Origin of the sequence: Pseudomonas sp. LPB4.O (genome assembly GCF_038383825.1) — a bacterium.
In the GTDB taxonomy this organism is placed as follows: Bacteria; Pseudomonadota; Gammaproteobacteria; order Pseudomonadales; family Pseudomonadaceae; genus Aquipseudomonas; species Aquipseudomonas putida.
Genome location: NZ_CP151298.1, coordinates 5,922,666 through 5,949,035 on the forward strand (window position 1 = coordinate 5,922,666; position 26,370 = coordinate 5,949,035).

Annotated in this window: 23 protein-coding genes and 1 pseudogene; 11 read left to right on the forward strand and 13 right to left on the reverse strand. The window is 63.6% G+C overall.

Annotated features, from left to right (window positions below):
* Nucleotides 1-305: 305 nt before the first annotated feature.
* Nucleotides 306-932 (reverse strand): annotated as a pseudogene (locus MRBLPB4O_RS26780) (sterol desaturase family protein); the annotation flags it as partial.
* A 112-nt stretch (nucleotides 933-1,044) separates the two neighbouring features.
* Between MRBLPB4O_RS26780 and elbB the strand changes: the two are divergent.
* Complete coding sequence (elbB, locus tag MRBLPB4O_RS26785) at nucleotides 1,045-1,713, forward strand: isoprenoid biosynthesis glyoxalase ElbB (RefSeq protein ID WP_341797083.1); 669 nt, start codon at nucleotides 1,045-1,047, stop codon at nucleotides 1,711-1,713.
* A 28-nt stretch (nucleotides 1,714-1,741) separates the two neighbouring features.
* Here elbB and MRBLPB4O_RS26790 read toward each other — a convergent pair whose 3' ends face one another.
* Complete coding sequence (locus MRBLPB4O_RS26790; protein ID WP_019473824.1) at nucleotides 1,742-2,194, reverse strand: YaiI/YqxD family protein; 453 nt, start codon at nucleotides 2,192-2,194, stop codon at nucleotides 1,742-1,744.
* A gap of 166 nt (nucleotides 2,195-2,360) precedes the next feature.
* On the opposite strand from MRBLPB4O_RS26790, the gene MRBLPB4O_RS26795 reads away from it, so the two are divergent.
* A complete protein-coding gene (locus MRBLPB4O_RS26795; protein WP_341797084.1) occupies nucleotides 2,361-5,210 on the forward strand; it encodes a class I adenylate cyclase in 2,850 nt (949 codons plus the stop codon).
* Nucleotides 5,211-5,240: 30 nt separating this feature from the next.
* On the opposite strand, the gene rnk is transcribed toward MRBLPB4O_RS26795, so the two are convergent.
* The 3 genes from rnk to cyaY all read right to left on the reverse strand — a co-directional run bounded on the left by rnk (nucleotide 5,241) and on the right by cyaY (nucleotide 6,356).
* A complete protein-coding gene (gene rnk / locus MRBLPB4O_RS26800) occupies nucleotides 5,241-5,651 on the reverse strand; it encodes a nucleoside diphosphate kinase regulator (RefSeq protein ID WP_341797085.1) in 411 nt (136 codons plus the stop codon).
* 143 nt (nucleotides 5,652-5,794) lie between these two features.
* Nucleotides 5,795-6,022: a DUF1289 domain-containing protein gene (locus tag MRBLPB4O_RS26805; protein ID WP_341797086.1), complete on the reverse strand. Its 228-nt coding sequence runs from the start codon at nucleotides 6,020-6,022 to the stop codon at nucleotides 5,795-5,797.
* Nucleotide 6,023: 1 nt separating this feature from the next.
* Nucleotides 6,024-6,356, reverse strand: a complete 333-nt coding sequence (cyaY, locus tag MRBLPB4O_RS26810; protein WP_341797087.1) for an iron donor protein CyaY — start codon at nucleotides 6,354-6,356, stop codon at nucleotides 6,024-6,026.
* A gap of 190 nt (nucleotides 6,357-6,546) precedes the next feature.
* On the opposite strand from cyaY, the gene MRBLPB4O_RS26815 reads away from it, so the two are divergent.
* Genes MRBLPB4O_RS26815 through MRBLPB4O_RS26840 form a run of 6 tightly spaced genes read left to right on the forward strand, consistent with a single transcriptional unit; the run spans nucleotide 6,547 to nucleotide 11,172 of the window.
* Nucleotides 6,547-6,765, forward strand: coding sequence for a lipoprotein (locus MRBLPB4O_RS26815; RefSeq protein ID WP_341797088.1), 219 nt, complete (start codon nucleotides 6,547-6,549; stop codon nucleotides 6,763-6,765).
* A 9-nt stretch (nucleotides 6,766-6,774) separates the two neighbouring features.
* Nucleotides 6,775-8,022: a diaminopimelate decarboxylase gene (gene lysA / locus MRBLPB4O_RS26820; RefSeq protein WP_341797089.1), complete on the forward strand. Its 1,248-nt coding sequence runs from the start codon at nucleotides 6,775-6,777 to the stop codon at nucleotides 8,020-8,022.
* Between the two features lie 4 nt (nucleotides 8,023-8,026).
* Nucleotides 8,027-8,857, forward strand: coding sequence for a diaminopimelate epimerase (dapF, locus tag MRBLPB4O_RS26825; protein WP_016502188.1), 831 nt, complete (start codon nucleotides 8,027-8,029; stop codon nucleotides 8,855-8,857).
* A gap of 13 nt (nucleotides 8,858-8,870) precedes the next feature.
* Complete coding sequence (locus tag MRBLPB4O_RS26830; RefSeq protein ID WP_049273680.1) at nucleotides 8,871-9,581, forward strand: DUF484 family protein; 711 nt, start codon at nucleotides 8,871-8,873, stop codon at nucleotides 9,579-9,581.
* Nucleotides 9,581-10,480, forward strand: a complete 900-nt coding sequence (gene xerC, locus MRBLPB4O_RS26835; protein ID WP_341797090.1) for a tyrosine recombinase XerC — start codon at nucleotides 9,581-9,583, stop codon at nucleotides 10,478-10,480. The genes MRBLPB4O_RS26830 and xerC overlap by 1 nt, the downstream gene beginning before the upstream one ends.
* Complete coding sequence (locus MRBLPB4O_RS26840) at nucleotides 10,477-11,172, forward strand: HAD family hydrolase (protein WP_197864492.1); 696 nt, start codon at nucleotides 10,477-10,479, stop codon at nucleotides 11,170-11,172. Before xerC ends, MRBLPB4O_RS26840 begins: the two co-directional genes overlap by 4 nt.
* A 118-nt stretch (nucleotides 11,173-11,290) precedes the next feature.
* On the opposite strand, the gene MRBLPB4O_RS26845 is transcribed toward MRBLPB4O_RS26840, so the two are convergent.
* The 5 genes from MRBLPB4O_RS26845 to glnK form a co-directional block, all read right to left on the reverse strand.
* Entirely contained in the window at nucleotides 11,291-11,752 is a 462-nt protein-coding gene (locus MRBLPB4O_RS26845) for a hypothetical protein (protein ID WP_341797091.1), read from the reverse strand.
* Complete coding sequence (locus MRBLPB4O_RS26850; RefSeq protein WP_341797092.1) at nucleotides 11,749-12,423, reverse strand: hypothetical protein; 675 nt, start codon at nucleotides 12,421-12,423, stop codon at nucleotides 11,749-11,751. Before MRBLPB4O_RS26850 ends, MRBLPB4O_RS26845 begins: the two co-directional genes overlap by 4 nt.
* A gap of 149 nt (nucleotides 12,424-12,572) precedes the next feature.
* Entirely contained in the window at nucleotides 12,573-12,902 is a 330-nt protein-coding gene (gene sutA / locus MRBLPB4O_RS26855; RefSeq protein WP_019473552.1) for a transcriptional regulator SutA, read from the reverse strand.
* 430 nt (nucleotides 12,903-13,332) lie between these two features.
* Nucleotides 13,333-14,664: an ammonium transporter gene (locus MRBLPB4O_RS26860; RefSeq protein ID WP_016502193.1), complete on the reverse strand. Its 1,332-nt coding sequence runs from the start codon at nucleotides 14,662-14,664 to the stop codon at nucleotides 13,333-13,335.
* A 46-nt stretch (nucleotides 14,665-14,710) separates the two neighbouring features.
* Nucleotides 14,711-15,049: a P-II family nitrogen regulator gene (gene glnK, locus MRBLPB4O_RS26865; protein WP_002555808.1), complete on the reverse strand. Its 339-nt coding sequence runs from the start codon at nucleotides 15,047-15,049 to the stop codon at nucleotides 14,711-14,713.
* Between the two features lie 362 nt (nucleotides 15,050-15,411).
* On the opposite strand from glnK, the gene MRBLPB4O_RS26870 reads away from it, so the two are divergent.
* The gene (locus tag MRBLPB4O_RS26870; protein WP_049273661.1) at nucleotides 15,412-15,675 is read left to right on the forward strand and encodes an accessory factor UbiK family protein; all 264 of its coding nucleotides are present in this window, start codon (nucleotides 15,412-15,414) and stop codon (nucleotides 15,673-15,675) included.
* Between the two features lie 97 nt (nucleotides 15,676-15,772).
* Here MRBLPB4O_RS26870 and MRBLPB4O_RS26875 read toward each other — a convergent pair whose 3' ends face one another.
* Entirely contained in the window at nucleotides 15,773-17,791 is a 2,019-nt protein-coding gene (locus tag MRBLPB4O_RS26875) for a DUF4034 domain-containing protein (protein WP_341797093.1), read from the reverse strand.
* Between the two features lie 257 nt (nucleotides 17,792-18,048).
* Between MRBLPB4O_RS26875 and MRBLPB4O_RS26880 the strand changes: the two genes are divergently transcribed.
* Nucleotides 18,049-19,539, forward strand: a complete 1,491-nt coding sequence (locus tag MRBLPB4O_RS26880; protein ID WP_341797094.1) for a YifB family Mg chelatase-like AAA ATPase — start codon at nucleotides 18,049-18,051, stop codon at nucleotides 19,537-19,539.
* A gap of 79 nt (nucleotides 19,540-19,618) precedes the next feature.
* On the opposite strand, the gene MRBLPB4O_RS26885 is transcribed toward MRBLPB4O_RS26880, so the two are convergent.
* Complete coding sequence (locus MRBLPB4O_RS26885) at nucleotides 19,619-19,987, reverse strand: response regulator (protein WP_341797095.1); 369 nt, start codon at nucleotides 19,985-19,987, stop codon at nucleotides 19,619-19,621.
* Nucleotides 19,984-20,976, reverse strand: coding sequence for a response regulator (locus MRBLPB4O_RS26890; protein WP_341797096.1), 993 nt, complete (start codon nucleotides 20,974-20,976; stop codon nucleotides 19,984-19,986). The genes MRBLPB4O_RS26885 and MRBLPB4O_RS26890 overlap by 4 nt, the downstream gene beginning before the upstream one ends.
* Before the next feature lie 240 nt (nucleotides 20,977-21,216).
* On the opposite strand from MRBLPB4O_RS26890, the gene MRBLPB4O_RS26895 reads away from it, so the two are divergent.
* Nucleotides 21,217-26,265 carry an AAA family ATPase gene (locus MRBLPB4O_RS26895; protein WP_341797097.1) on the forward strand — a complete coding sequence of 1,683 codons (5,049 nt, stop codon included), beginning with the start codon at nucleotides 21,217-21,219 and terminating at the stop codon, nucleotides 26,263-26,265.
* Nucleotides 26,266-26,370 lie beyond the last annotated feature (105 nt).

Consider the following 26,370-nt stretch of genomic DNA (forward strand, 5'->3'; position numbering starts at 1 on the left):
TAAACCACGAACTGCGTCGCCACGTAGGCTTGTTGCGGGCGGCCCAGGGCAACCTCGAACTTGCGAAAAAGCGTCAGGTCCTGCTTGGCCTGTGGGTAACGTGCGGCCACATCGGCCGGGCGCCAGCCAGTGGGCATGAACCAGATGCGCAGCTTGTCCCACAGGCTGGCAGTGCGCCGGGCGTCATGCCAGAGCTGGGCATAGAACTGCAGGTTGGCCCACAGAGGGTTCCAGCTGGCCAGCGGCGTGGTTACCCCGAACACCACAGGCTCGGCCGGGTCCTCCTCTTTGAAGGTGCCGAACAGACGGTCCCAGAGAATGAACACACCGCCGTAGTTGCGATCCAAGTAAACAGGGTTTTGCGCATGGTGGACGCGATGGTTGGATGGTGTGATCAACACCCACTCAAGCCAGCCAAGCTTGGGAATGTGCCGGGTATGCACCCAGAACTGGTACAGCAGGTTGAGCGATGCCACGGTGATGAACACCAGTGGCGGCACGCCCAGCAATGCCAGCGGCAGGTAGAAGATCCACGAGAAGATGAACCCGCTACTGGTCTGGCGCAACGCGGTGGTGAGGTTGTATTCCTCGCTTTGGTGATGCACCGAATGCGCGGCCCACAGCACGTTGCGTTCATGGCCCAGTCGGTGCAGCCAGTAGTAGCAGAAGTCGTACAGGACAAAGGCCAGCAGCCATACCCACCAGGCTTCGGGCGGCAGGCGCAAAAGTGCCAGGTGCTCGAACGCCAGGGCATAGGTCACCAGCCCTGCGCCTTTGGTCAGCAACCCGGTGCTGGTCGACAGCACGCCGGTACTCAGGCTGTTGATCGAATCGGCCAGGGTAAAGTTGCGCTGGCCACGCACACGGTCGGCCACCAGCTCCAGGGCGATGAGCACGAAGAAGAACGGCACGGCCAGCAATATCAGGTCCATGGGTACGGCCTCAGGCGGTATCCATCAAGATTAGGCCGCACCTGCGGCAACCCCTATGGCGACATCTGCCAAACTAGAGGACATTTAGCGCCTCGACACTGGAGTAATGAGCATGACAAAAAAAGTAGCGGTGATTCTTTCCGGCTGTGGCGTGTATGACGGCGCCGAAATCCACGAAAGCGTGATCACCCTGCTGCGCCTCGACCAGCGCGGTGCGCAGGTGCAGTGCTTCGCGCCGAACATTACGCAGATGCATGTCATCAACCATCTGACCGGCGAAGAAATGCCCGAGTCGCGCAATGTGCTGGTGGAGTCGGCGCGCATTGCCCGCGGCGAGGTCAAGGACATCCGCGAAGCCAAGGCTGAAGACTTCGATGCGCTGATCGTGCCAGGCGGTTTCGGGGCGGCGAAAAACCTGTCCAACTTCGCCGTGGAAGGCGCCAACTGCAGCGTCAACCCGGACGTGCTGGCCCTGGCCGAAGCCTTTGCCGACGCCTGCAAGCCGGTTGGCCTGATCTGCATTTCGCCGGCACTGGCCGCAAAGATCTACGGGCCGGGCGTGGTCTGCACCATCGGTAGCGACGCCGGCACTGCGGCGGCTGTCGAGAAGATGGGCGGCACCCATGAAGAGTGCGATGTGCACGACATTGTCGAAGACACCCAGCGCAAGCTGGTGACTACCCCGGCTTACATGGAGGCCAAGTCGATCAGCGAAGCGGCGGGCGGGATCTACAAGCTGGTGGACCGAATCCTGGAACTCACGCACGAGGGTGACCAGTAAGCCTTTGGGGCTGCAAAGCAGCCCCGCATCAGGTTTTACTCAGCCGGGCAATGATCCGGTCCAGCGCATTGGCGAACGCCTGCTTTTCACGTTCACCATAAGCCGCCTGCCCTCCCCCCACCTGGCCCTGCTCACGCAACTCGGTGAACAGGTTGCGCGCCGCCAGGCGGTCGCCCATGTTGCGCTCGTCGAACTCACGCCCGCGCGGGTCCAGCACGGTCACGCCCTTTTTAACCAGGCGGTCAGCCAGCGGCACATCACTGCAGATCACCAACTCACCGGGCACGGCGTGTTCGACCAGGTAGTCGTCAGCTGCGTCCATACCGCTGGGTACCACGATCAGGCGCACGATCGCGAACGCCGGCTTGGCCACGGCCTGCCCTGCCACCATCACCACCTCAAACTTGCGCTTGAGGGCGAATTTGACGATCAGATCCTTGGCCGCCTTGGGGCAGGCGTCGGCATCGATCCATACACGCATCGGAAATTCTCTACATGAACTCAATGCGCCCATCATGCCTGAAGCGCAGCGAAAGCTGGAGCAGGCGGGCGCTGGGAAAATGGCGCCAAAAAACCAATTACCGCTTATCCGTCCCCGCCACTCAGGCTAAACTCGCCACAGCTTTACTGGCCTGCCTGAGCGCACAATGAACCACCCTCACGAAATCCGCCCTGACCTGAATGAAGGCATTGATCGCAAGGTCCTGGCGACATTGCGTGCGCGCTTCCTGCAGCTCAACCAGGGGCGCCTGCAGCGGGCAATGGAAGGCCTGTCGACACGCCAGCAACAGGTACTGACACTGTTGCCACTGTTGTTTCATGTGAACCACCCCTTGTTGCCCGGCTACGTCTCGGGCAGCACGCCTGCGGGCGTATCAGGCTACGAGCCAGGTGCCGAACTGGTGGTCGAGGCCCAGCGCCTGGCCCGCTCGTTCACCTACAAGGCCCGCCATGGCAACCCGCCACGCCCGATCCATGGCCTGTACCTGATGGGCAGCCTGGGCTCGCTGGCCCAGGCCGAGCACAGCGACATGGACCTGTGGGTGTGCCATGCGCCCGGCTTGCCCGAGCACTTGCTGGGAGAACTGCGCCGCAAGTGCCAATTGCTGGAGGATTGGGCGGCAAGCCTGGGCGCCGAGGCGCATTTCTTCCTGATCGACACGCAAGGCTTTGCCCAGGGCCAACGCGATGGCCAGCTGGGCTCCGACGACTGCGGCACCACCCAACACTACCTGCTGCTGGACGAGTTCTATCGCACTACCCTATGGCTGGCAGGGCGTACACCGCTGTGGTGGCTGGTACCCATCTACCAGGAACACAATTACCACGCCTACACCCAGACCCTGCTGACCAAGCGCTTCATCCACAGCCAGGACGCCCTCGACCTGGGCAACCTGGCGCACGTTCCGCCCGGCGAGTTCGTCGGTGCCGGCCTGTGGCAACTGTTCAAGGGCATCGATTCGCCCTACAAGTCGCTACTCAAGCTGCTGCTGACCGAGGCCTACGCCAGCGAACACCCCACCGTGCGCTGCCTGAGCCTGGACTACAAGCAGGCGGTGTTCGCCAACCAGCTCGACCTCGACGAGCTGGACCCGTATGTGATGGTGTACCGACGCATCGAACGTTACCTGCTGCAACGTGGCGAGCCCGCGCGCCTGGAGCTGGTAAGGCGCAGCCTGTACCTGAAGGTGAACAAGAAGCTCAGCGACCAGGGCCGCGCCAATGGCTGGCAGCGCCGGCTGTTGCAGCGCCTGGCAGACGAGTGGGGCTGGGACGAGCGTCAGCTGGCCCTGCTGGACAGCCGCAGCCAATGGAAAGTGCAGCAAGTCGCTGTCGAGCGCCGCGAACTGGTGGCCGAGCTGAACCATAGCTACCGCTTCCTCAGCCAGTTTGCCAGCACCCAGAACGCCAGCAGCCGCGCCGACCAGCGCGACCTCAATGTGCTGGGCCGGCGCCTGTATGCGGCCTTCGAGCGCCGCGCCGGCAAGGTCGAGGTAATCAACCCCGGCATCGCCCCGGACCTGGCCGAAGGCACCCTGACCCTGGTCCAGGCGCCCAACCGCAAGGAGCCAGGCAGCTACCACTGGGAGCTGTACAGCGGCAACCTGAGTACCCACGAGGTGGAGCACTTCAGCCCGATCAAACGCTGCCGCGAGCTGCTTGAACTGCTGGCCTGGGCCCACCGCAACGGCGTGATCGACAGCAGCACGCGCCTGGCGCTGCACCCGGGCGTCAGCGACCTCAGCGAGTTCGAGCTGTTCAACCTGATGGGTTGCCTGCAGCAAAGCATTCCCCTGCCCTTGCCAATCGTCAGCGAAGTGCGCCTGCTGCAGCCCAGCGTTGCCGACGAGGTGCTGTTGCTGGTCAATGTCGCCATCGACCCGCTGCGCCATCACCGCGACCTGAACATCCTGATGACCACCGAGCGTACCGATTCGTTGAGCTACGCAGGCGTGCGCGAAAACCTGGTGCTGACCCTGGACCAGGTCACCCTGAACAGTTGGAACGAAGTGCTGGTCCAGCGCTACGACGGTGAGCACGCGCTGGTGCGCTGCCTGCGGGACTTCCTCAACAGCCCGGTGCTGCGCGGCCACCGGCCACGGGTACGAGTGCGCTGTTTTTGCCAGAGCCGCGCGCAGGCCATCGGCCAGCGCGTGGAGGAAATTTTCGACACGGTGCAGCTGCTGCTGGACCAAGGCTTGAACCACCGCTACCTGCTACAGGTGGCCCAACACACCCATGTGCTGGAGCTGTTGGCCGGGCATGTCGGCCTGGCCACCCTGGCCGAGCACGAAGCACTGCTGGCCCACCTGGGCGAGGAGCGTAGCGCCTACAGCCCGCTGTACCTGGATAGCAACGCACTGCTGGACCACGACTTGCGCCTGGTGCTGGAACAGGGCCGCCCGGCTTGCATCCAGGTGTTCTACCGCCTGCAGGGTGGCTGGGCCGAGTTGTATGTGCTGGATGAATACAATGCCCTGTGGCAGCAGCGCCTTCCCCTGCATGACGAAGCCCGCCTGCTGCTGCCACTGCAACGCTTCCTGCGGTCAGTGGTGATGCGCCGTGATGCCCGGCTACCGCTGGATACCCAGCGCGCTGCCTCGCTGGACATCCACTACGCGCAACTGTTGCCTTCCGGCGCTGGCAAGGCGCGCAGCATCGAGGCGCGCCAGGCTCCGGTCGAAGGCAGCGGCCAGCCTTACTATGCGGTGCAGGCCATCATCCAGGCCGGAGTGGCGGGTGCGGCGCATGTGACGCTGTACTGCGACCAGCAAGAATTTTCCGAGCTGGAGCATGGTGGTCAGCTGTATGCAGTGGTGGCCAGGCAGATCATCGGGCAACGGCGCGGTGCCGGACAGTACCGGTGCTACATCACCGACCTGGATTTGTCCGAGCTGCTGGATGACCGGCTGGGCGCGACGCAGGTGTACCTGAGCTACAAGCGGGTGCTGGAGCAGGCGTTGAATGAGGGGTTGGAGCAGGTGCTGGGGGAATGACCGAGGGCCGCTGTGCGGCCCCCTTGACCCTTACAGGTCGTAATCGCCCGCCGCTTCTGGCTGGTATTCCACTTCCAGCAGCTTCAGCTTGAGGGTCTTGCCACCCGGTGCCGGCCAGTCGATCTGCTCGCCCACCGACAGCCCCAGCAAAGCGCAACCGATCGGTGCCAGGACCGAGACATTGCCTTCCGGCCCTGCGTCCTTCGGATAGACCAACGTCAGGTGGTAGTCCTTGCCGCTGGCTTCCTCACGGCAGTGCACGCGCGAGTTCATGGTCACCACGCCCGCTGGCACGTCCTCGTGACCGACCACCTGCTCGGCGCGGTCCAGCTCGTCCTGCAGGGCGAGCACACCCGCCGTACTCTCGTCGAGGCTGTCGATAAGACGCTCCAGACGCTGTACGTCCAATCGGGTGAGGATGAGGGAAGGCTTGGTGCTCATGATCCAGTCAGACTCCTTTGAACAGGCGATTTTCGTCGTGCAGATAAAGCAAAACCCCGCCCAAGGGCGGGGTTTGTGAAGGCTTTGGCGTCACCGACGCAGAACCCGACACTACCACAGCCGGGCAAATACTCAAGCCCCTGCTAGCAGTGTGCCTTAGCCTGGTCGCGCAGGGCCTGGGCCTCGCGGCAGATCTGCCGACGCCGTTCGTCATCGGCTGAACGCCATTCGCGAATGTGCTCCACATGCCGCTGGCAGCCGGTGCACACCCGCTGCTCGTCCAGCCGGCAAACGCTGATGCACGGCGATGGCACGGCGGGGCTGACGTTGCTGTAGAGCGGCTTGGGTGGCCGGGCCTGGACGCTGCTCATGTCAGATCTCGTCGAAGTCCAGCTTCTCGCCAGCCCGCTCCCAGACGATGCGTTCGAGCATTTCGCCCAGCAGTTCGTCGCTCTTCTCGCACACCCATTTCTTGCTCTCTTCGTCGTAGTCGAAGTGGAAACCACCCGAACGGTCGGCCAGCCACAGTTGGCGCAGCGGTTCCTGGCGGCTGAAGATCAGCTGGGCGCCACCTTCGAACTTGACGGTGAGAACACCGGCGGAGTTCTCCATGTCCAGGTCCAAGCCGCTCTCGTCGAACAGGTCTTCCAACGCCTGTTGGGTCGCGTCGACCAGATCATGGAAACGCGCTTCACTCAAACTCATTGCAGGAACCTCGAAATTGGCTGCGTTACAGGCAAGCCGGGCAAGATACGGGCGCTTGGCGCCGAATGCAAAGTTTAGCCATTGCAGGCGGCAAGAATCGCCCGCCCGGCGGACCGGCCCTTGCATAGGCAAGCCGCCGGTCGCTCGGTATACTCGGGCGCAATACTGCATTTTTCTAAGGATTTCACCCATGAAGCGCCTGATTTCCTCCTTCGCGGCGCTGGTCGCTGTTGCCTGCCTCGTTTCGGCCTGCGGCCAGAAAGGCCCGCTGTACCTGCCTGAAGACGGCGATAACGGCAAAGCGCACAAGTCGCACCAGCACCAGCCCAAAGCCAAGCCGGCCGCGGCCCCGGCGCCAGCGCAGCAGCCCGAGCTGCAGTCCGAGCCCGAGCAGTCGCCTGCGCAGTAAGGAAACCAGATGAACGCTTTCAACTACCGCGACGGTCAGCTGTTCGCGGAAGGGGTGGCCCTGTCGGCCGTCGCCGAACGTTTCGGCACCCCCACCTATGTGTATTCGCGCGCCCACATCGAGGCCCAGTACCGCAGCTACGCCGACGCCCTGCAAGGCACCGAGCACCTGGTGTGCTTCGCGGTCAAGGCCAACTCCAACCTTGGCGTGCTGAACGTGCTGGCGCGCCTGGGCGCAGGTTTCGACATTGTCTCCGGCGGTGAGCTGGAGCGCGTGCTGGCTGCTGGCGGGCGCGCCGACCGCGTGGTGTTCTCCGGCGTCGGCAAAACCCGCGAAGACATGCGCCGCGCCCTGGAAGTGGGTGTGCACTGCTTCAACGTCGAGTCCACCGACGAGCTGGAGCGCCTGCAAGTCGTGGCGGCCGAGATGGGCAAGGTTGCCCCGGTGTCGCTGCGGGTCAACCCGGACGTTGACGCAGGAACCCACCCGTACATTTCCACCGGCCTTAAAGAAAACAAGTTCGGCATCGCCATCGCCGACGCCGAGGCCATCTACGTGCGTGCTGCGCAGCTTCCGAACCTGGAAGTGGTCGGCGTCGACTGCCACATCGGCTCGCAGCTGACCACCGTGGAACCGTTCCTCGATGCCCTCGACCGCCTGCTGGACCTGGTCGATCGCCTCGCCGACTGCGGCATCCACCTGCGCCACCTGGACCTGGGTGGCGGCGTTGGCGTGCGCTACCGCGACGAAGAGCCACCGCTGGTGGCCGACTACATCAAGGCTATTCGCGAACGCGTAGGCAAGCGCGACCTGGCCCTGGTGTTCGAGCCGGGCCGCTACATCGTGGCCAACGCCGGCGTGCTGCTCACCCGCGTGGAATACCTCAAGCACACCGAACACAAGGACTTCGCCATCATCGATGCGGCAATGAACGACCTGATTCGCCCGGCCCTTTACCAGGCCTGGATGGGTGTCAGCGCGGTCATCCCACGCGAAGGCGAAGGCCGTGCCTACGACCTGGTCGGCCCGATCTGCGAGACCGGCGACTTCCTCGGCAAGGACCGCATGTTGAACCTGGCCGAAGGCGACCTGCTGGCCGTGCAGTCCGCGGGCGCCTATGGTTTTGTCATGAGCTCCAACTACAACACCCGTGGCCGTTGCGCTGAAATCCTGGTCGACGGCGACCAGGCGTTCGAAGTACGCCGCCGCGAGACCATCGCCGAACTGTACGCTGGCGAAAGCCTGCTGCCGGAGTAAGCCCATGCTGCTGCGTTTTACCAAGATGCACGGCCTGGGCAACGACTTCATGGTCCTCGACCTGGTCAGCCAGCACGCGCATATCCAGCCAAAGCACGCCAAGCAATGGGGTGACCGCCATACCGGCATCGGCTTCGACCAGTTGCTGATCGTCGAGGCGCCGAACAACCCGGAAGTGGACTTCCGCTACCGCATCTTCAACGCCGACGGCTCCGAAGTGGAGCAGTGCGGCAACGGTGCGCGCTGCTTCGCCCGTTTCGTGCTGGACAAGCGCCTGACCGCGAAAAAGCGTATCCGCGTGGAAACCAAAAGCGGCATCATCGTGCTGGACGTGCAGAACGACGGCCAGGTGAGTGTCGACATGGGCCCACCGCGGTTCATTCCTGCCGAAATCCCCTTTGTCGCTGACGAGCAGGCGCTGAACTACCCACTGGAAGTCGACGGCCAGCTGCATTCGATTGCCGCCGTGTCCATGGGGAACCCGCATGCCGTGCTGCGCGTCGACGACGTGCATACTGCCCCCGTGCATGAGCTGGGCCCGAAGATCGAAAACCACCCACGCTTCCCGCAGCGGGTGAATGCCGGCTTCCTCCAGGTCATCGACCGCCACCGCGCCAACCTGCGCGTGTGGGAACGCGGCGCGGGCGAAACCCAGGCCTGCGGCACCGGCGCTTGCGCCGCGGCCGTGGCAGCGATCAGCCAAGGCTGGATGGATTCCCCGGTGTCCCTCGACTTGCCCGGTGGCCGCCTGCACATCGAATGGGCCGGCCCCGGCAAGCCCGTGTTGATGACCGGCCCTGCCGTGCGCGTCTACGAAGGACAGGTTCGTCTCTAAGCGAGTAACCGCCATGACCGATCAGCCCAAGGTTGTACCCCAGCAGTCCGCCGAGCTCGATGCCGAAGCGGTGGTCGCCTACCTGCGCGCCCACCCCACCTTCTTCGCCGAGCACGACGAGCTGCTGATCGAACAGCACATCCCGCACCAGCGTGGCGACAGCGTGTCCCTGGTGGAACGCCAGCTCAAGCTGCTGCGTGACCGCAACATCGAGATGCGCCATCGCCTGTCGCAACTGATGGACGTGGCCCGCGACAACGACCGGCTGTTCGACAAGACCCGACGGCTGATCCTCGACCTGCTCGACGCCGGTACCCTGGAAGAAGTTGTGATGGCGGTCGAAGACAGCCTGCGCCAGGAATTCCAGGTGCCCTTCGTCAGCCTCATCCTGTTCGGCGACAACGTTGCGCCGGTCGGGCGCTGGGTCAGCAACGCCGAGGCGCAACAGGCCATCGGTGCCCTGCTGGGCGGCGGCAAGACGGTCAGTGGCAACCTGCGTGAACACGAGCTGGCGTTCCTGTTCGGTGAAGAACAGCGCCGGGAGGTGGGTTCCAGCGCCGTGGCCACCCTCGAATACCAGGGGCTGCACGGGGTGCTGGCGATCGGCAGCCGCGACCCGCAACACTACAAGAGCAGCGTCGGCACCCTGTTCCTCGGCTACATCGCCGAAGTGCTCGGCCGCGTTGTACCGCGCGTTACCCAGACCCTGCGCTCGGTACGCTGATGGAACGCCAGCTGGAGGCTTATTGCGCACACCTGCGCAACGAGCGCCAGGTGTCGGAGCATACGTTGGTGGGCTACCGGCGCGATCTGGACAAGGTCATCGGCTACTGCAAGGAACACGGCATTGCCGGTTGGCAGGCGCTGCAGATCCAGCAACTGCGCCAGCTGATCGCCCGCCTGCACCACCACGGTCAGTCTTCACGCAGCCTGGCCCGGTTGCTGTCGGCGGTGCGCGGCCTGTACCGCTACCTCAACCGCGAAGGCCTGTGCCACCACGACCCGGCCACCGGCCTGAGCGCGCCCAAGGGTGAGCGCCGGTTGCCCAAGGTGCTGGACACCGACCGCGCCCTGCAGCTGCTTGATGGCGGCGTCGACGACGACTTCATCGCCCGCCGTGACCAGGCCATTCTTGAGCTCTTTTATTCGTCCGGCCTGCGCCTGTCCGAGCTGACCAACCTCGACCTCGATCACATCGACCTCGCCGCCGGCCTGGTGCAGGTGCTGGGCAAGGGTGGCAAGTCCCGCGTCCTGCCGGTTGGCCGCAAGGCCCGCGAGGCGCTGCAGGCCTGGTACCGCCTGCGCGGCATCGGCAACCCGCGTGACCGCGCAGTGTTCATCACCCGCCAGGGCAACCGCATCACGCCACGGGCTGTGCAGCAACGGGTGAAGAAGGCGGGTGAGCGCGAGCTGGGCCAGCACCTGCACCCGCACATGCTTCGCCATTCCTTCGCCAGCCATGTGCTGGAATCGTCCCAGGACCTGCGGGCGGTGCAAGAGATGCTCGGCCATGCCGACATCAGTACCACGCAGATCTACACCCACCTGGACTTCCAGCACCTGGCCGCGGTGTACGACAGCGCCCACCCTCGGGCCAAACGCAGCAAAGGCACAGACTCATGAGCATCAAGCTGATCACATTCGACCTCGACGACACCCTGTGGGACACCGCGCCGGTCATCGCCAGCGCCGAAGTCGTGCTGCGCGACTGGCTCGAAGCCAACGCCCCGATCCTGGGCGGCGTGCCGGTGGAGCACCTGTTCGCCATCCGCGAGCGCCTGGTGCAGGCCGAGCCCGGCCTCAAGCACCGCATCAGCGCCCTGCGCCGACGGGTGCTGTTCCATGCCCTGGAAGAGGTCGGCTACAGCGAAAAGCAAGCGCAGTCGCTTGCCAACGAAGGCTTTGAAGTGTTCCTGCACGCTCGCCACCAGGTGGAGATCTTCCCCGAGGTGCAGCCGGTACTGGAGATCTTGCGCCATCACTACACCCTGGGCGTGGTCACCAACGGCAATGCCGATGTGAGCCGGCTGGGGCTGGCGGACTACTTTCGCTTTGCCCTGTGCGCCGAAGACCTCGGCATCGGCAAGCCGGACCCGGCACCGTTCCTGGAAGCCCTGCGCCGCGGCGAGGCGGACGCCAGCGCCGCCGTTCACATCGGCGACCACCCCGGCGATGACATCGCAGGCGCCCAGCGCGCCGGGCTACGGGCCGTCTGGTTCAACCCCCAGGGCAAGGCGTGGACGGGTGAGCAGGCACCGGATGCCGAGATCCAGCGCCTTTCGCAGCTGCCCGACGTCCTTTCGCGCTGGCGCTGACAGGGGCCTGGAGCCGCGCAGAATCTGAGGTGAATAGCCAACCTGTGGGAGCGGGTTCACCCGCGATGCGGCCCGCACAGGCTGCACAAAACTCCGCAGAGATGGCGGGATGCCTTGCTTAACCGCCAGCAACCCTGCGATGCAGGCTTTGGCGACGCAGCAACCACATCAACGTGCCACCTTTGATTAACTCTGAAATCACAATCAAACCGAGCATCAACCAAGGGTTGTAGCCAGGTGCCAAGCTGGCCCAGACCAACAGCACCGACAAAGACGGCACAGCGAACAGCAACCGCCAAGGCATTTGTGCTAGACCAACATAGATTCCCGCCTTCCGAGCGCCCAGCAAAAGGGCAGCACTGAAGATGATCGAGGCCTGCAGAACCACGTTCATCGCCATCAGCGCTATGGTGAGCCAGCCTTGCTCGCTCCAAATGTCCCACATGTTCTGTAGGTCTGTAACCACGGGAAAATGCCCACGCCGAATACTACCTTCGAGGTAGAGCAATAGATAAAGGGCATCCAGCCCTCCCCACAACCGCAATGCCCAGCCCTCTGCTTTTCGTCCTCCGGGCATCATTTCTTTTCTCGGTGTTCGTAGGTTTCAAAAGGAAGAGCGGGTTGCCAATGCCAGGATTTCCCACTGATTTGCCATTTATCTTCTCCCTCGAAGTACCGTTGAGTGATACCCCGTATTTCGCCATAGCGATGAATGACGGATCGCGACGCCAAATGATCATCGTGGCTATCAAGTGGAACCCATTGCTGGGTCACGATTCGAAAGGTGTTGTCATAATCCTTGCCTTCCGAACCGAAGAGACGACCCTCGTCACCCAGCGAGCCAAGGCGGTTCTGCAGAATGGCGAATGTATTTTTCAAACCGTCATAATCGATGTCGATAGTGCGCCATTTACCAGGGCCACTTTCGTTTTCAGCGTGCCTGTTGATCTGCCCAGACATAGGGAAGCATTGCGCCCCACCTAAGTGGCCATCCAGCCTCATGGGCTTGAATGGTTGGCTGGTCAAAAACAGCCATCTGCCGTCTCTGATCTCTTTTAGCGCCACTTCGAGATCTCGCTCAGAGAGCTGTCGCCCGAGAGTGATGCCGCAATCTCTCAAAAACTCTGTCCTACCGTGCAAGCATCCCCAGTTTGTGAGAGCACGCTTTACTTTCCACCCAGCAAAAAAAGGATCTTCCACCTTAGGGAAGTCTTCCTTGCGAAGGTCACGACGACGAACCAGTTTGTCCATAAATCCCCCAGGCTTGAAGGGTGATGCTTGCCTGGTGGCGCAAATCTGATCTAGCAGATGCCTCCTCTTTTCTTGTGGGAAAATTCTCTATTTTCTCAGAGCCCACAAAAAAGCCCGCAGCGACGGCGGGCTTTTTTGCGTTCAGCCACTCAGATAGGGCGGCTGCCGTATTTGTTGTCCGGCTTCTTGGGCGGGTCGGCGACCACGTTGGCCTCGACTTCCTGCACCTTGCCACCGCGCGAAAGGAATTCTTCCATCGCCTTGGCCAGTGCATCACGCTCCTTCTGCTTGGCTTCCATGCTCGGCATCTCGTCTACCGAGACAGCCGCCTTGGATTTGCCCTTGGCAGCAGGTGCCGGGCTGCTGTCGTCATCGCCAGCGTCTTCAACGCCGTCGTCAGCCGCCGCTTCGAGGCCTTCATCAGCCTCGTCTTCATCGCCTACTTCGAGGTCGTCGTTTTCCAGATCGTCGTCGCTCATGTTCTACCTCATGACTTGCGAAAAGCAGGTTAGTTATAGACCAGTGCAGCCGTAGACCGGCAGCCACCAGTGAAAATTCAACTGGCCGTGGGTTAGGCCACTGCCCTTGGGTCGGCGCTCCTGATGGGAGGCGGCACCCAGCAGGCCCTGCTCCTGGCAGGACCTGACAAATCCATCTAGCCCCTGCTGGCCACACGCTATTGGCAAGCCTAGCAAAGGCTGGCGAAGTGTGTGGACTACACGTCAAACACCCTTCGGCGCGCATTCTAGCGCGCCCGTGGAAAAAGCAAAGCACCATAAACGCCCTACGACTTGTAAGTTTTTTACCTACGTCGCGAACGTGACGGATAAACCGTTTGCCAAGCGCGAAATGCTGAAAATCTGGCAAAAAAATGCCCGGCAAGCCGGGCAAGTTTTTACCGCGTCGCAGTTACAGGTTGTAGCCGCGTTCGTTGTGCTGAGCCAGGTCGAGGCCGACCGACTCTTCTTCTTCGTTGACCCGCAGGCCCATCACCACATCCAGCACCTTGAGGATCACGTAGGTGACGATGGCGGTGTAGACCACGGTAAAGATCACGCCCTTGGCCTGGATCCAGACCTGCATGCCGATATCGGTGACGGTACCGAAGCCGCCCAGCGCCGGGGCTGCGAACACACCGGTAAGGATGGCACCGATGATGCCGCCGATGCCGTGCACGCCGAAGGCATCCAGCGAGTCGTCATAGCCGAGCCTGCGCTTGAGGGTGGTGGCGCAGAAGTAGCAGATCACACCCGAAGCCAAGCCGATCACCAGGGCGCCCATCGGGCCCACGGTACCTGCAGCCGGGGTAATGGCAACCAGGCCGGCAACCACGCCCGAAGCGATGCCCAGGGCGCTGGGTTTGCCGTGACCGATCCACTCGGCGAACATCCAGCCCAGTGCAGCAGCAGCGGTGGCGATCTGGGTGACCAGCATGGCCATGCCAGCGGTGCCGTTGGCGGCAGCGGCGGAGCCTGCGTTGAAGCCGAACCAGCCGATCCACAGCATGGCGGCGCCCATCAGGGTATAGCCCAGGTTGTGCGGGGCCATCGGGGTGGTCGGGTAGCCCTTGCGCTTGCCCAGCACCAGGCAGCAGACCAGGCCTGCGATACCCGCGTTGATGTGCACCACGGTGCCGCCAGCGAAGTCCAGTACGCCCCAGTCCCACATCAGTGCACCGTCACCGCTCCACACCATGTGCGCGATCGGCGCATACACCAGGGTGAACCAGATGCCCATGAACACCAGCATCGCGGAGAACTTCATGCGCTCGGCGAAAGCTCCCACGATCAGTGCCGGGGTGATGATGGCGAAGGTCATCTGGAAGGTGATGAAGACCGCTTCAGGGAACAGTGCGGTGGCCGACGTCAGGTTCTCGGGCGTGACGCCGCTGAGGAAGGCCTTGGAGAAGCCGCCGACGAAGGAATTGAAGTTGAGCACGCCCTTTTCCATACCGGTGGTATCGAAGGCCATGCTGTAGCCGTAGACGACCCAGAGAATGCTCATCAGGCCGGTGATTGCAAAGCACTGCATCATCACCGACAGCACGTTCTTGGAACGCACCATACCGCCATAGAACAGGGCCAGGCCCGGAATGGTCATGAACAGCACCAGCGCCGTTGCGGTCAGCATCCAGGCGGTGTCGCCGGAGTTCAGCGCTGGGGCAGCTTCCTCTGCCAGGGCAAGCCCGGGCATTACGAGGGACAATAGGGCTCCTAGCCCTGCGATCTTACGCAGAGTCATGTTGTTTTCTCCTGGGGCGTTGGGTTTGGTGAGGCTTTATTGCTGCTTAGATCGCGTCGGTATCGGTTTCGCCGGTACGGATGCGGATCGCCTGCTCCAGATTCACCACGAAAATCTTGCCGTCACCGATCTTGCCGGTGTTGGCTGCCTTGGTGATGGCTTCGATTACCCGATCAAGGTCCTTGTCATCGATGGCGACATCGATCTTCACCTTGGGCAGGAAATCGACCACATATTCAGCACCTCGGTACAGCTCGGTGTGGCCCTTTTGCCGACCGAAGCCTTTGACTTCGGTGACGGTGATGCCCTGCACGCCGATTTCCGACAGCGACTCGCGCACGTCGTCCAGCTTGAACGGCTTGATGATGGCTGTGACTAGCTTCATGAAACTCTCTCCCGATTTGGTGGACTTGCCCCAGGAAAACAAACCCGTCTCAAGTCTAAGCGCAGCGGTTGGCTTTGTAACGCGTCGTCGGCATCCGGCTCCGCGTGCGCACTGCTTGGTCACAAGGAACTGCATCAGTGCATGGCTCGTACAGGTCTTTGCAGAAACCTTGCCAGTTCCGGCAAATCACCGGAAAACAGCGAGTTATGCGAAAGGGTCGGGATTGGCCAGTCGCCAGCATGGGAAACATGCACAGTTTCGGTGCGCAGCGGCAGGGCGCATTGCGCGAAAAACGTGCACTCAAACGTCAGGTTTGTGCGTGCTACACTGCCGGCCATTTCTCAGTTTCAGTGGACAGCCCCATGCTTGCGCCCAAAGCCCTTCTCGATGCCCTGAGCGACCAGGCCTCGCGCCTGTTCAGCAGCGATACTGCACAGCCCCGTGCAGAACTGGAAAGCCAGTTCAAGGTGCTGATGCAAGGCGCCTTCAGCAAGCTGGACCTGGTCAGCCGTGACGAATTCGACAGCCAGATGGTCGTGCTGGCGCGCACCCGCGCTCGGCTGGAGGCCTTGGAAAAACAAGTTGCCGAGCTGGAAGCACGCATGACGCCCGGCGCGCAAGAATAACTCGCGATACAAGGCGCTTTTGTCACTAATGTCAGCGCACGCAATGCTTTGAAGGCAAAGTCACCGACGTTCAGCCCTCGCGGTCAGTGCCACGGTGTCAGGCCGAGGCCCCCATGCGGGCCGCCTCGAGGATTGCCTGTTTCGGCGGCAACTCGCTGGCATGCAAGGTGCCGCGAAACAAGGTCGCACCACACTGGGTAACCAGGGTCTTCACCCGGTTGTGCGAGTTGAGGATCTCGGCCTGGATGTCTTCGATGGCTGGATCCCCAGGCTGCAAGGCAGCCGCACGGTTGGCCCATTCGATAGCGGCAAAACGGCTCTGCTTGCGGGTGCCGCGCCCCTGCATCCAGGCCAACCCCAGTTCGGCACTGGCGCGCCCGGCAATCCACGCGTCCGGGTGCTCGACCAGGCTCGACAGGTAGGCAACCGCCTCGGATCGCTCCTGCGCTTCGCCAAACTGGCGCAACAGCATTCCCAGATGCAAGCGCGCGCGAACATTGGTCTGCGGATTACCCAACGCATCGACCAGCAAGCGCCTGACGGCCAGCATGGCACTTCGATCATTCAAGTCCTCATCGCCATCCATGCGCAGGCAGGCGAGGTTGTACTTGGCCTGCCTGCTGCCCGCCTCTACCGCACGCTGCAGCCAATACTCAGCCGCCTCGTCATCCAGATAGTGCGCCGGGGTGTTGCCCAGGCCGCCGCTGTGCAGCTCGTACAGGCCAAGGGCAGCCCCCGGCAAGCTCAGCTCGGCACACCGCTCGTACAGGTAACACGCCACCTCATGCCGGTTGGCCGCCCACAGCAGCCGCGCCACAGCAAGCACCTCGAAGCCTGGCGCCTGGCCCGCGCGCTGGCGCGTTACCGCCACCTGCGACCATAGCCTTGCCTGCTCGGCCGAACGTGGCAGCCCCCACAGGCCGAAGCGATGCCCGGCAGCACGCATTGCACAGGCGCCAGCATGCGAACGGCCTTCACACAGGCGCTCGATGGCGGTGCGCAACAGTTGGTGTTCATCTGCCATGCCATCGCGAAGTATCAGCCCGACCAAGCAGCGAAATGGCTCGCCCATGGCAGCGATGGCACCGTGATCGGCGTTACACGCCAAGCTCGCGGCGAAATCGCGCATACCGCCGGCATGGTCTTGCAAGGCACTGCTACGCAGCGCGCCTCGCCAAGCCAGCACAACGGCACTTTCCCTTGGCCTTAGCGGGCGCTGCAACCAGGCATCGAACAGTTGCTGCCAGTCGGCGACAGCCTGCAACTGTTCGGTATGTGGCAGTTTCAGCCGGTCTTCGACGGCCATCCAGCGCAACGCATTGCGCAACGCTTCATCCCACGCCTCGCACAATGGCCCATTGGCCAACAGGTCTAACGCATCGAAGCTGGCGCCCCAACGGGGCAGCAGGTAATCGGCGTGGGCCTGGATCGCTTCAAAACAACCAGGGCGTGCCACCAGCGCATGGCGCAACCAGTAATAGCGTGGTGCTTCGTTTTCGTGATCAACCCGCCTGCTCAGGCACGCCGGCAACGCTTGGGGCAGCTCGGCCAAGGGCAACAAGCCATGCTTCACCAGTAAGGGCGCCGCAGCTTCCTGCACTTCCACATCGGCATGGGCGCTGGGCCTGTACCGCGCAGGCTGCCCCTGAAACAGTTCGATCAACCAGCCAGGCTCGCGCAGCTGCGCACTGATACGCAGCATACCAATGGCAGCTGCCACGGGTTGTGCGCAGCGGTCCATTGCACACAACAGGTGCGCGGTCGCGGTTTCACATATTTGCTCGACGGCCAGCAAGCGCGCAGCGTTGCGCTGGCCAGCATCCTGCACCTGGCAAGCCCGGTGGAAGCAGTGCATGCCCATTACCACCTGTGGGTGATAAGCCTTCGGGCAGGCGTGAATCCAGGCTTTGATGACTTGGCTCAGGGCCCTGTCACCCTGGTTTTCCGGGTCGACCAGCATGTGCCCTTCGATGGCCACAAGGTAGGCCGGAAACTCGCCCGGCGGGGCTTGGCGCCATTGCGCCTCAAGGCTGTCGAAAAAGCAGGTGAGTTCAATGAATGAATTGGCCTGCACCAGTTCGCGGATGACCTGGCGCGTGTGGGTGAGCGTTTGCACGGCGCAATACCTCAAGTCCATTTGAAAGAAGACGCTGTGCCATCCCATGGCAACGGCATTTGCCCAACAACACTAAGCCATACCCCGCACCTGCGCAAAGATTATTGGATCCATTTTTTGCCGATTTTTAAGAAAACACAGGGAAAAAACCTGCTCTGCAAAACCACGACGCACACTTGTTGCGCCTGTCGTGGCCACCATCGCTATCCTTGACCCAGCCGCAGGAAGCGGCCCTTTTCAGCGACAACGGAGCGTCCATGTCCCTAGCCATCGTCCACAGCCGCGCCCAGGTGGGTGTGCAGGCACCCTCGGTCAGCGTCGAAACCCACCTGGCCAACGGCCTGCCTCATCTCACCCTGGTTGGCCTGCCAGAAACCACGGTCAAGGAAAGCAAGGACCGGGTACGCAGTGCCATCGTCAACTCCGGGCTGAACTATCCACAGCGGCGCATAACCCAGAACCTGGCCCCCGCCGACTTGCCCAAGGACGGCGGGCGCTACGACCTGGCCATTGCCCTGGGCATCCTGGCCGCCGACGGCCAGGTGCCAGCGGCCAGCCTTGCAGAGGTCGAGTGCCTGGGCGAACTGGCGTTGTCGGGCAAATTGCGGGCAGTGCAAGGCGTGCTGCCGGCGGCCTTGGCGGCACGCGAGGCGGGCCGCTCGCTGGTGGTTCCACGGGAGAATGCCGAGGAAGCCAGCCTGGCCGGCGGGCTGGTGGTGTATGCGGTGGGGCACCTGCTGGAGCTGGTCGCCCACCTGAACGGCCAAGTGCCGCTGGCGCCTTACGCGGCCAACGGTTTGGTCCTGCATCCACGTCCCTACCCTGACCTGAGCGAGGTGCAAGGCCAGCTGGCGGCCAAACGCGCATTGATGCTGGCGGCGGCTGGGGCGCACAACCTGCTATTCACCGGGCCACCCGGCACCGGCAAGACCTTGCTCGCCAGCCGCCTGCCAGGGTTGCTGCCACCGTTGGACGAGCACGAGGCGCTTGAGGTGGCGGCCATCCAGTCGGTCAGCGGGCATACACCGCTGAGCAGCTGGCCGCAGCGACCCTTTCGCCACCCCCACCACTCCGCATCCGGCCCGGCACTGGTCGGTGGCAGCAGCCGTCCGCAACCGGGCGAAATCACCCTCGCCCACCATGGCGTGCTGTTTCTCGATGAGCTGCCAGAGTTCGAGCGGCGTGTACTGGAGGTACTGCGCGAGCCGCTGGAATCGGGCGAGATCGTGATTGCCCGCGCCCGCGACAAGGTGCGCTTTCCGGCACGCTTTCAGCTGGTGGCGGCGATGAACCCATGCCCTTGCGGCTACCTGGGCGACCCTACTGGCCGCTGCCGTTGCAGCACCGAGCAGATCGCGCGTTACCGCAACAAGCTGTCCGGGCCGCTGCTGGACCGCATCGACCTGCACCTGACCGTCGCCCGCGAAAGCACCACGCTCAACAACCAGCCCTGTGGTGAAGCCAGTGCCGATGTGGCAGCCAGGGTGGCACAGGCGCGGGAGGTCCAGCAGCGCCGCCAAGGGTGCGTGAATGCCTTTCTCGACCTCGAAGGGTTGCGCCTCCATTGCGGATTGACGGCGGCGGACCAGGCGTGGCTGGAAGGGGCATGCGAACGGTTGACCTTGTCGTTGCGGGCAGCGCACCGGTTATTGAAAGTGGCGCGGACACTGGCGGACCTGGAGGGCTGTGAGGCGATCGGCCGGCCACATCTGGCCGAGGCCCTGCAGTACCGGCCGGGAAATAACTAGATTGCCGGGGCCGCTCTGCGGCCCATCCGACCGGTCCGGCGCCCTCGCAAGGCCGCTCGTAAAAGGGACTGGTGGCACATCACTGACTACCCGCCAATGCCTCTTCAACCACCTTCAGCAACGCCTCTTCAGAGAAAGGCTTGCCCAGGCAGGCCAGCGCCCCGAGGCTCATCGCCGAATGCACCGCGCCATCATCCCAATGCGCCGACATGCAGATCACCGGCAAACGCCACTCCCGCCGCGCCAGTTCACGCTGCACGTCCAGCCCACCCATGCCAGGCATCTTCAGGTCGAGCAACACACAACCCGCCTGCCGCGCCAGCTCCGAGCCCAGGAACACAGCGCCCGCAGCAAACGAAAAGGTCTCGAACCCGGCCGAACGCAACAGGTTAGCCAGGCTTTTGCGCACCGAAGCATCGTCGTCGACGATGCACACCCATCTGTTCATGCGCCGCCCAGGCCCTCAGGCCGCGCCCCGATAATGGTGTGCATGGCCACCAGTTCGACCAGCGAGCGGGACTGCATCTTGTTCATGATGTTTTTCTTGTGCACCTTGGTTGTCACTTCACTGGTGCCGATCTGCCTGGCGATCTGCTTGTGCGACAAGCCATCGACCACCAGCGAGAAAACCTCGCGCTCACGCGGGGTCAGGCGCTGGTACTTTTCCTCGACCTGCCGCGCGTGGCGCCATTTACGCCCATCAGCCACGGCCCTGTGCCGCACGGCCTGTAGCAGCGTCAGCAGCTGGTCTTCGTCAAAAGGCTTGGTCAGGAACTCCACAGCACCGGCTCGCATGGCCTGCACCGTCATCGGGATTGTGCCGAAGCCCGTCATGAACACGATTGGCCAGGGCAGTGCCAGCCGGCGCAGTGCATCTTGCACCTCAAGCCCGTTGGTATCGGACAGGTGCATGTCCAACAGGAGGCAGGCATAGGGGGTTTCCAGGCGGGCGTCGAACAGCGCCTCGGCACTGGCAAACAGATGATGCGGGATATCCTGTGAGCGCAGCAGGCGGCCCAGCGCCGTACGCACCGACGGGTCGTCGTCCACAACCAGCACCGGCACATGAGCGCTGTGATCCAACGCCTCAAGGCTGTCGGCCGCAGCACACAGCGGCGACTGGACCTGCGCCTGGCAAGGGACATCGAAGCTGATCTCGGCGGCCAGGCGGTAACCCCGCCGCGGCACAGTCTGGATCAGCCCACGGTCGCCAAAGGCTTTACGCAGCAGAGACACCTGCACCTGCAGGTTGTTGTCCTCGACCACGGTGCCGGCCCACACCTGGCTGAACAGCTCGTCCTTGCCGACCACCCGGCCCTTGGCCTTGATCAGCGTGGCCAGCACCTCGAATGCGCGCCCGCCCAACACGATCGGCTTACCGTCGAGAAACGCTTCGCGCCGCTCCAGCGACACCTGGGCATTGCCTATTCGGATCATGGCTTCCTCGCACGGGCACGGGCGTTTGCGCCGCCCCGGGCAGCCTAGGCCGACGCACACATTGAGACAATTATCCCGAGGGATAGGTTGGCCCAAGCACTATACAAGTGCCGGTCGGCCCTCAGGGTACGATAACGGACAATAGCGTGCCCGTTCCTGCCAAGCGGGCTGCAACCCTCATCCGTACTGGGCTCGCTGCGTATACTCGCGCGTCAGGATGTCGCTGCCAGGGGGTTCCAGATGCTCGATGAACGCCTCGCTCACAGGCCCATCGATTTTGACCAGTCGATTGACGAGGGCTGGCTGAACCGGTGCGCTGTCACACCGCTGGGCCAGGAGGGCGAGCTCAGCTACTTCCGGCTGAGCGACGCCGTCACCGGCCAGTCGTGGATCGCTGCGCGCGCTCCGCTCGACGCACCCGCAGCCTGCCAGCGCCTGGAGCGTGACTACCAACTACAGCTGGACCCTCAGTGGGCGGTAATCCCCTCGGCGTTCGTGCGCTCGGCCGAGGGCCCGCTGCTGGTGTACCCGGCCGGCCACTCCATTGCCGACCTGCTGAGCGAAGGCCCGGCGGCCCTGGAGCCGTTTCTCGACATCGCGGTGAACGCCGCAAGGTCCCTGGCCCGGGCCCACGAACGCAATGTGCTGCATGGCGCATTGCAACCCGAACATGTGTGCCTGCAAGGCCCTCAGCGGGTGCGCCTAGGCTGCTTTCGCGCAGGCCCGGCGCAACTGATCAGCGAACAGGGCACCCCGCTCGGCAACTGGTCCTACCTGGCGCCGGAGCAGGTTTGCCCCCATGGCAGCAGCAGCGACCGGCGTAGCGACATCTATGCCCTGGGCGCTATCCTTTACCAGCTGTTGCTGGGCGAACTGCCGCTGGCGGGGCGCGACACCCAACACTGGCGCCAACTGCATGCAGGCGTGCAGCCAAGGGCAGCCTGCGAAGTGGACAAGAACGTGCCGCAGCCTCTGAGCCGGATCCTGGCCAAGGCCCTGGCCAAAGAACCGGACGCGCGATACCAGAGCGCTCGCGCCTTGGCAGTAGACCTTGCCTACTGCCAGCGGCAATGGGCCAGCAGCAAGACCATGGCAGCGTTCACCCCAGGCTGCGCCGACCCGGTCGCGCCCAACCGCACACGCCTGTATGGCCGCAGTGCGGAACAACAAGCCATTGCCCTGATGCTCAAGGGCCTGCGCCGCCACAGCACGCCACAAGCGCTGTTCGTCAACGGTGCCGCCGGCATGGGCAAGTCGAGCCTGGTCGAGGCCGCGCTGAAGAGCAACGCCCACGGCTACTGGGCCATCGGCAAGTGCAATAGCCTGGCCCAGGCCGTGCCCTATGCGCCTTGGGTGGAGATCCTCGGCGCGCTGACCAACCAGCTGCTGGCGAAGAACAGCCAGGACCTCGACACCCTGCGCGGCGAGATCTTGCGCCGCATCAAAGGCCACGGTCGGCTGCTGGGCAAGCTGGCGCCAGACCTGCAATTGATACTCGGCCCACTGCCCGCGCTGCCGGCAAAACCCACGCGCCTCGCGCTGCAGAAGGAATTACAGGCAATCGTAGAGTTCCTGCAGGTGTTCAGCCGCCCTGGTCAGCCACTGGTGCTGTTTCTCGATGACATGCAGTGGGCCGACGACGCCACGCAGCAGCTGCTGGCACAGCTGCTGGCACAGGCGCCCGCTAACCTGTTGCTGATCTTTGCCCGGCGCACTGACGCACAAGCTAGCAGTGCACAACCCGCCATGCCCGCAGGCGTGCGCAGCACCACCCTGAACCTGCGCCCGCTGGCCGTTGGCGCGGTGGCCGAGCTGATCGGCGAACGCTACCACGTCGCCCCCGACCAGACCTTGCAACTGGCCGAACTGGTGCACGACAAGACCGCCGGCAACCCGTTTTTCATCAACCAGATCCTCAGGGCGATGGTCGAGGACCAGTTGTTCACCTTCGATACCCAGGCCATGCGCTGGTCGTGGTGCCTGCAGGCCGTGGCCCGGCACCGCTATTCCGACAATGTCGCCGACCTGATGGTCCACCGCCTGGTGCGCCTGCCCGCGCCCCAGCGCGACGTACTGCGCATCGTCAGCGCAGCAGGCAACCGATGCGATGAACGCTTGCTCCGCCGGGTCCTCGGACAAGCGCCGGGCGAACCGTTGCAGGCCTTGATTGGCGCAGGCTTCCTGCTGCCGAGCCAGAACGGCCTGGGCTTTGCCCACGACCGGGTGATGGAAGCGGCTTATCAACTCACGCCCTTGCGCGAGCGCGAATCGCTGCATGCATGCATTGCCCAAGCCATGCTGCAAACCTGGCCAGAGCACTTGCACGAGGTGCTTTTCGAGGCCGCCCACCAACTGCAACGCGCCAGCCCACGCGGGTTTTCAGCGGATGACTGCGAAGTGTTCCTGCAGCTTTTACGTGAAGCGGCATTGCGCGCGCGCGACAGCGGCGCCTTTGCACAGGCTGCGGGTTACCTGCACACGGCCGAGCAGCTGCTGCACCACGGCAGCACCCTGGAAAGCCGCGCCACGCACAGCTTTGCCATCGCCTGCATGGCGGCGGAGTGCGACATGCAACTGTCGCGCATGGCTGCGGCCGAGGCCCAGCTCAGCGAGTGCCGACAGCGCGCACGTTCGGCGCTGGATCGGGCCCGGCTGTGCCAGTTGCAGGCCCGCCTGTTCACCTTGCAGAGCGACTATCAGGCAGCCATCGACAGCGCCTTATCAGGCCTGGAACTGCTGGGTATCCGCCTGGCACGCGGCGTCGACCGGCAACAGGTAGAAGCCAGCCATGCCCGTGTGCTGGCCATGATCGAACAAAAGGGCCGCCACTGTCTGGAGTCGCTGCCGCGTGCCGACTCGGAGCAAGTGGCAGTGGCGATCGGCCTGCTGGCCACGCTGTCGTCATCGTTCTTTGTCCAGGACGACCTCGGCTTCCTGCACCTGGCCAAGCTCATGGAGTTGTCGCTGCTGCATGGCGTTGCCCCAGGCAGCACTTACGGCCTGGCCTGGTTCGGGGTGATGATCGCCGAGCGTTTCGGTGCCTACCACGACGGCCATGCCTATTGCCTGGCCGCGCTGAAGCTGATCGAGCGGCACGGCTTCGAGGGCGACCTGACCAGCGCGTTGCTGGCCCTGGACCAGGTCAGCGCCTGGACTTCGCCGATGGAGTTCGCCCGCCGCACCGCACTGGAAGCGGTCGACTCGGCACGCCTGAGCGGCGACCTGGCGATGGGCTGCTATGCCCGCAACCATCTGGTCTCCGACTCGCTGTTCATGGGCCGCTATCTGCCGGACGTCGCTGAGGAAGTGAAACAGGGCCTGGCCACCGTTCGCCGTTGCGGCTACAGCGATATAGAACAGATCCTGCAGGCCCAGCAAGCGTTCGTCGCCAACCTGAGCGGCGCAGCCTGCGTGGCCTCGACCACGCCGGTCAACTCAGCGACCACGCTGTTTTTCCGGCACCTGTTCACAGGCATGTCGGCCTTCTACCTGGGCAACATCCCACACGCCATGCGCCACCTGGCCAAGGCCGGTGACAATGCCTGGGCGGCGCCTGCGCATATCAACCTCGCCGACTACCACCTGTTCCACGGCCTGGCCCTGGGCAGCCCGGAGGCCCCCGCCAGCCTGGCCGACAAGCTGAGCGAGCTGCGAGGCTTGCGTGAGCGTTTCAGTCGCTGGGCCGGCTTCAACCCGGCGACCTTCCGCAACAAGCTGCTGCTGATCGAAGGCGTCATCGCCAAGCTTGAAGGTGACGGCCTGGCCGCCATCCGTTGCTTCGACCAGGCGCAGATCGCCGCCACCGCAGCGGGCTTCATCCACGAGCAGGCCCTGGCCCATGAACAGCTGGCCGAGGTGTGCATCCCCAGCGGTTTGATTTCCGGCGCCAACCTGCACCTGCGCATCGCCCGCGACTGCTTCCATATCTGGGGTGCGACGGGCAAGGTCCATCAGCTGGAGGCCTTGCACCCGTTTCTGCGCACCCAGCCCATCCAGGAGACCTACCGCGCCACCCACCAGGCCAAGCTCGACCTGGAAGCCGGTATCGAAGCCGCGCGCGCGTTGTCCGAGGAAGTGCTGCTCGAAGGCCTGATCGAGACCCTGATGGGCCACCTGACCCAGCATTCCGGTGCCGACCACGGCGCGCTGTTGATCGTCAGCGGCGCCGAATTCCAGATGGCTGCCCTCGCCTATATCGACGATGCCGGCCTGCACGTCAGCATGGACAACTGCCAGAAGTTCATGACCCAGGCACCGCTGTCGATCATCAACACCACCATGCGCACGCGCAAGCCGCTGGTCCTCAATGATGCCCAGAGCGATTGCCCCGAGGCTTTCCGCCAGGAGCTGCAGGCGCGCAACGCACGTTCGGTATTGTGCCTGCCGCTGGTGATCCAGGGCGTGCTGATCGGCTTGGTGTACCTGGAGAACCGCATGGTACCCAACTTGTTCGGCAGCCAGCGCCTGGCCATGCTGGAAATCCTCGCCTCGCAGGCAGCGGTCTCGCTGCAGACCGCCAAGTTCTATACGCGCCTGGCCGAAGACAACCAGAGCCGAGCGCAGATGGAAGCCGAACTGCGCCGCTCACGGGCGGAACTGGCGCGCAGTGCGCACCTGCAGGCGATGAACGAGCTGTCGGCGTCCATCGCCCACGAGATCAGCCAGCCGCTGCTGGGCATCACCTCCAACGCCGCCGCCAGCCTGCGCTGGCTCAAGCGCGCCAAGCCCGACCTGGAAGAGGCAATCGCCGGCCTGGAAGACATCCGCAACGACAGCGAACGTGCCGCCAACATCGTGCGTGCATTGCGCTCGCTGGCCAAGCAGTCGCCGATGCAACTCAAGGCGGTGAAGCTGGACGAGCTGATCCGCGAGGTGGTGCGCTTGACTTCGGCCGATGCCGCCAAGGCCACGGTTGACGTGCAGACATGCCTGCACGCGGGGGTGACCGTGACGGCCGACCCGGTGCAGTTGCAGCAGTTGGTGTTCAACCTGATCACCAATGGCCTGGAAGCGCTGGCGGGGTATCGCAGCGATGGCGTGCTGCGGATTGCGTCGACGGTGGTCGGGGATGAGGTGGAGCTCTGTGTGGACGACAACGGGCCAGGGATTGCACCCGAGGAACGGGAGCAGGTATTCGGGGCGTTCTACACCACCAAGAGTGGTGGCATGGGGATGGGGCTGGCGATCTGCAGTTCGGTGGTGCAGGCCCATGGCGGGCAGTTGCAGGCGCTGTTGTCTGAGTTGGGTGGATGTCGGATTCGCTTCACTCTGCCTGTGAATCCTGCTTAGCCTGTACCGGCCAATCGCCGGCAAGCCAGCTCCCACAGGGGACTCCACAGTATTCAACCCTGGCGCTGTACCTGAGGGAGCGGGCTTGCCGGCGATTGGGCCGCA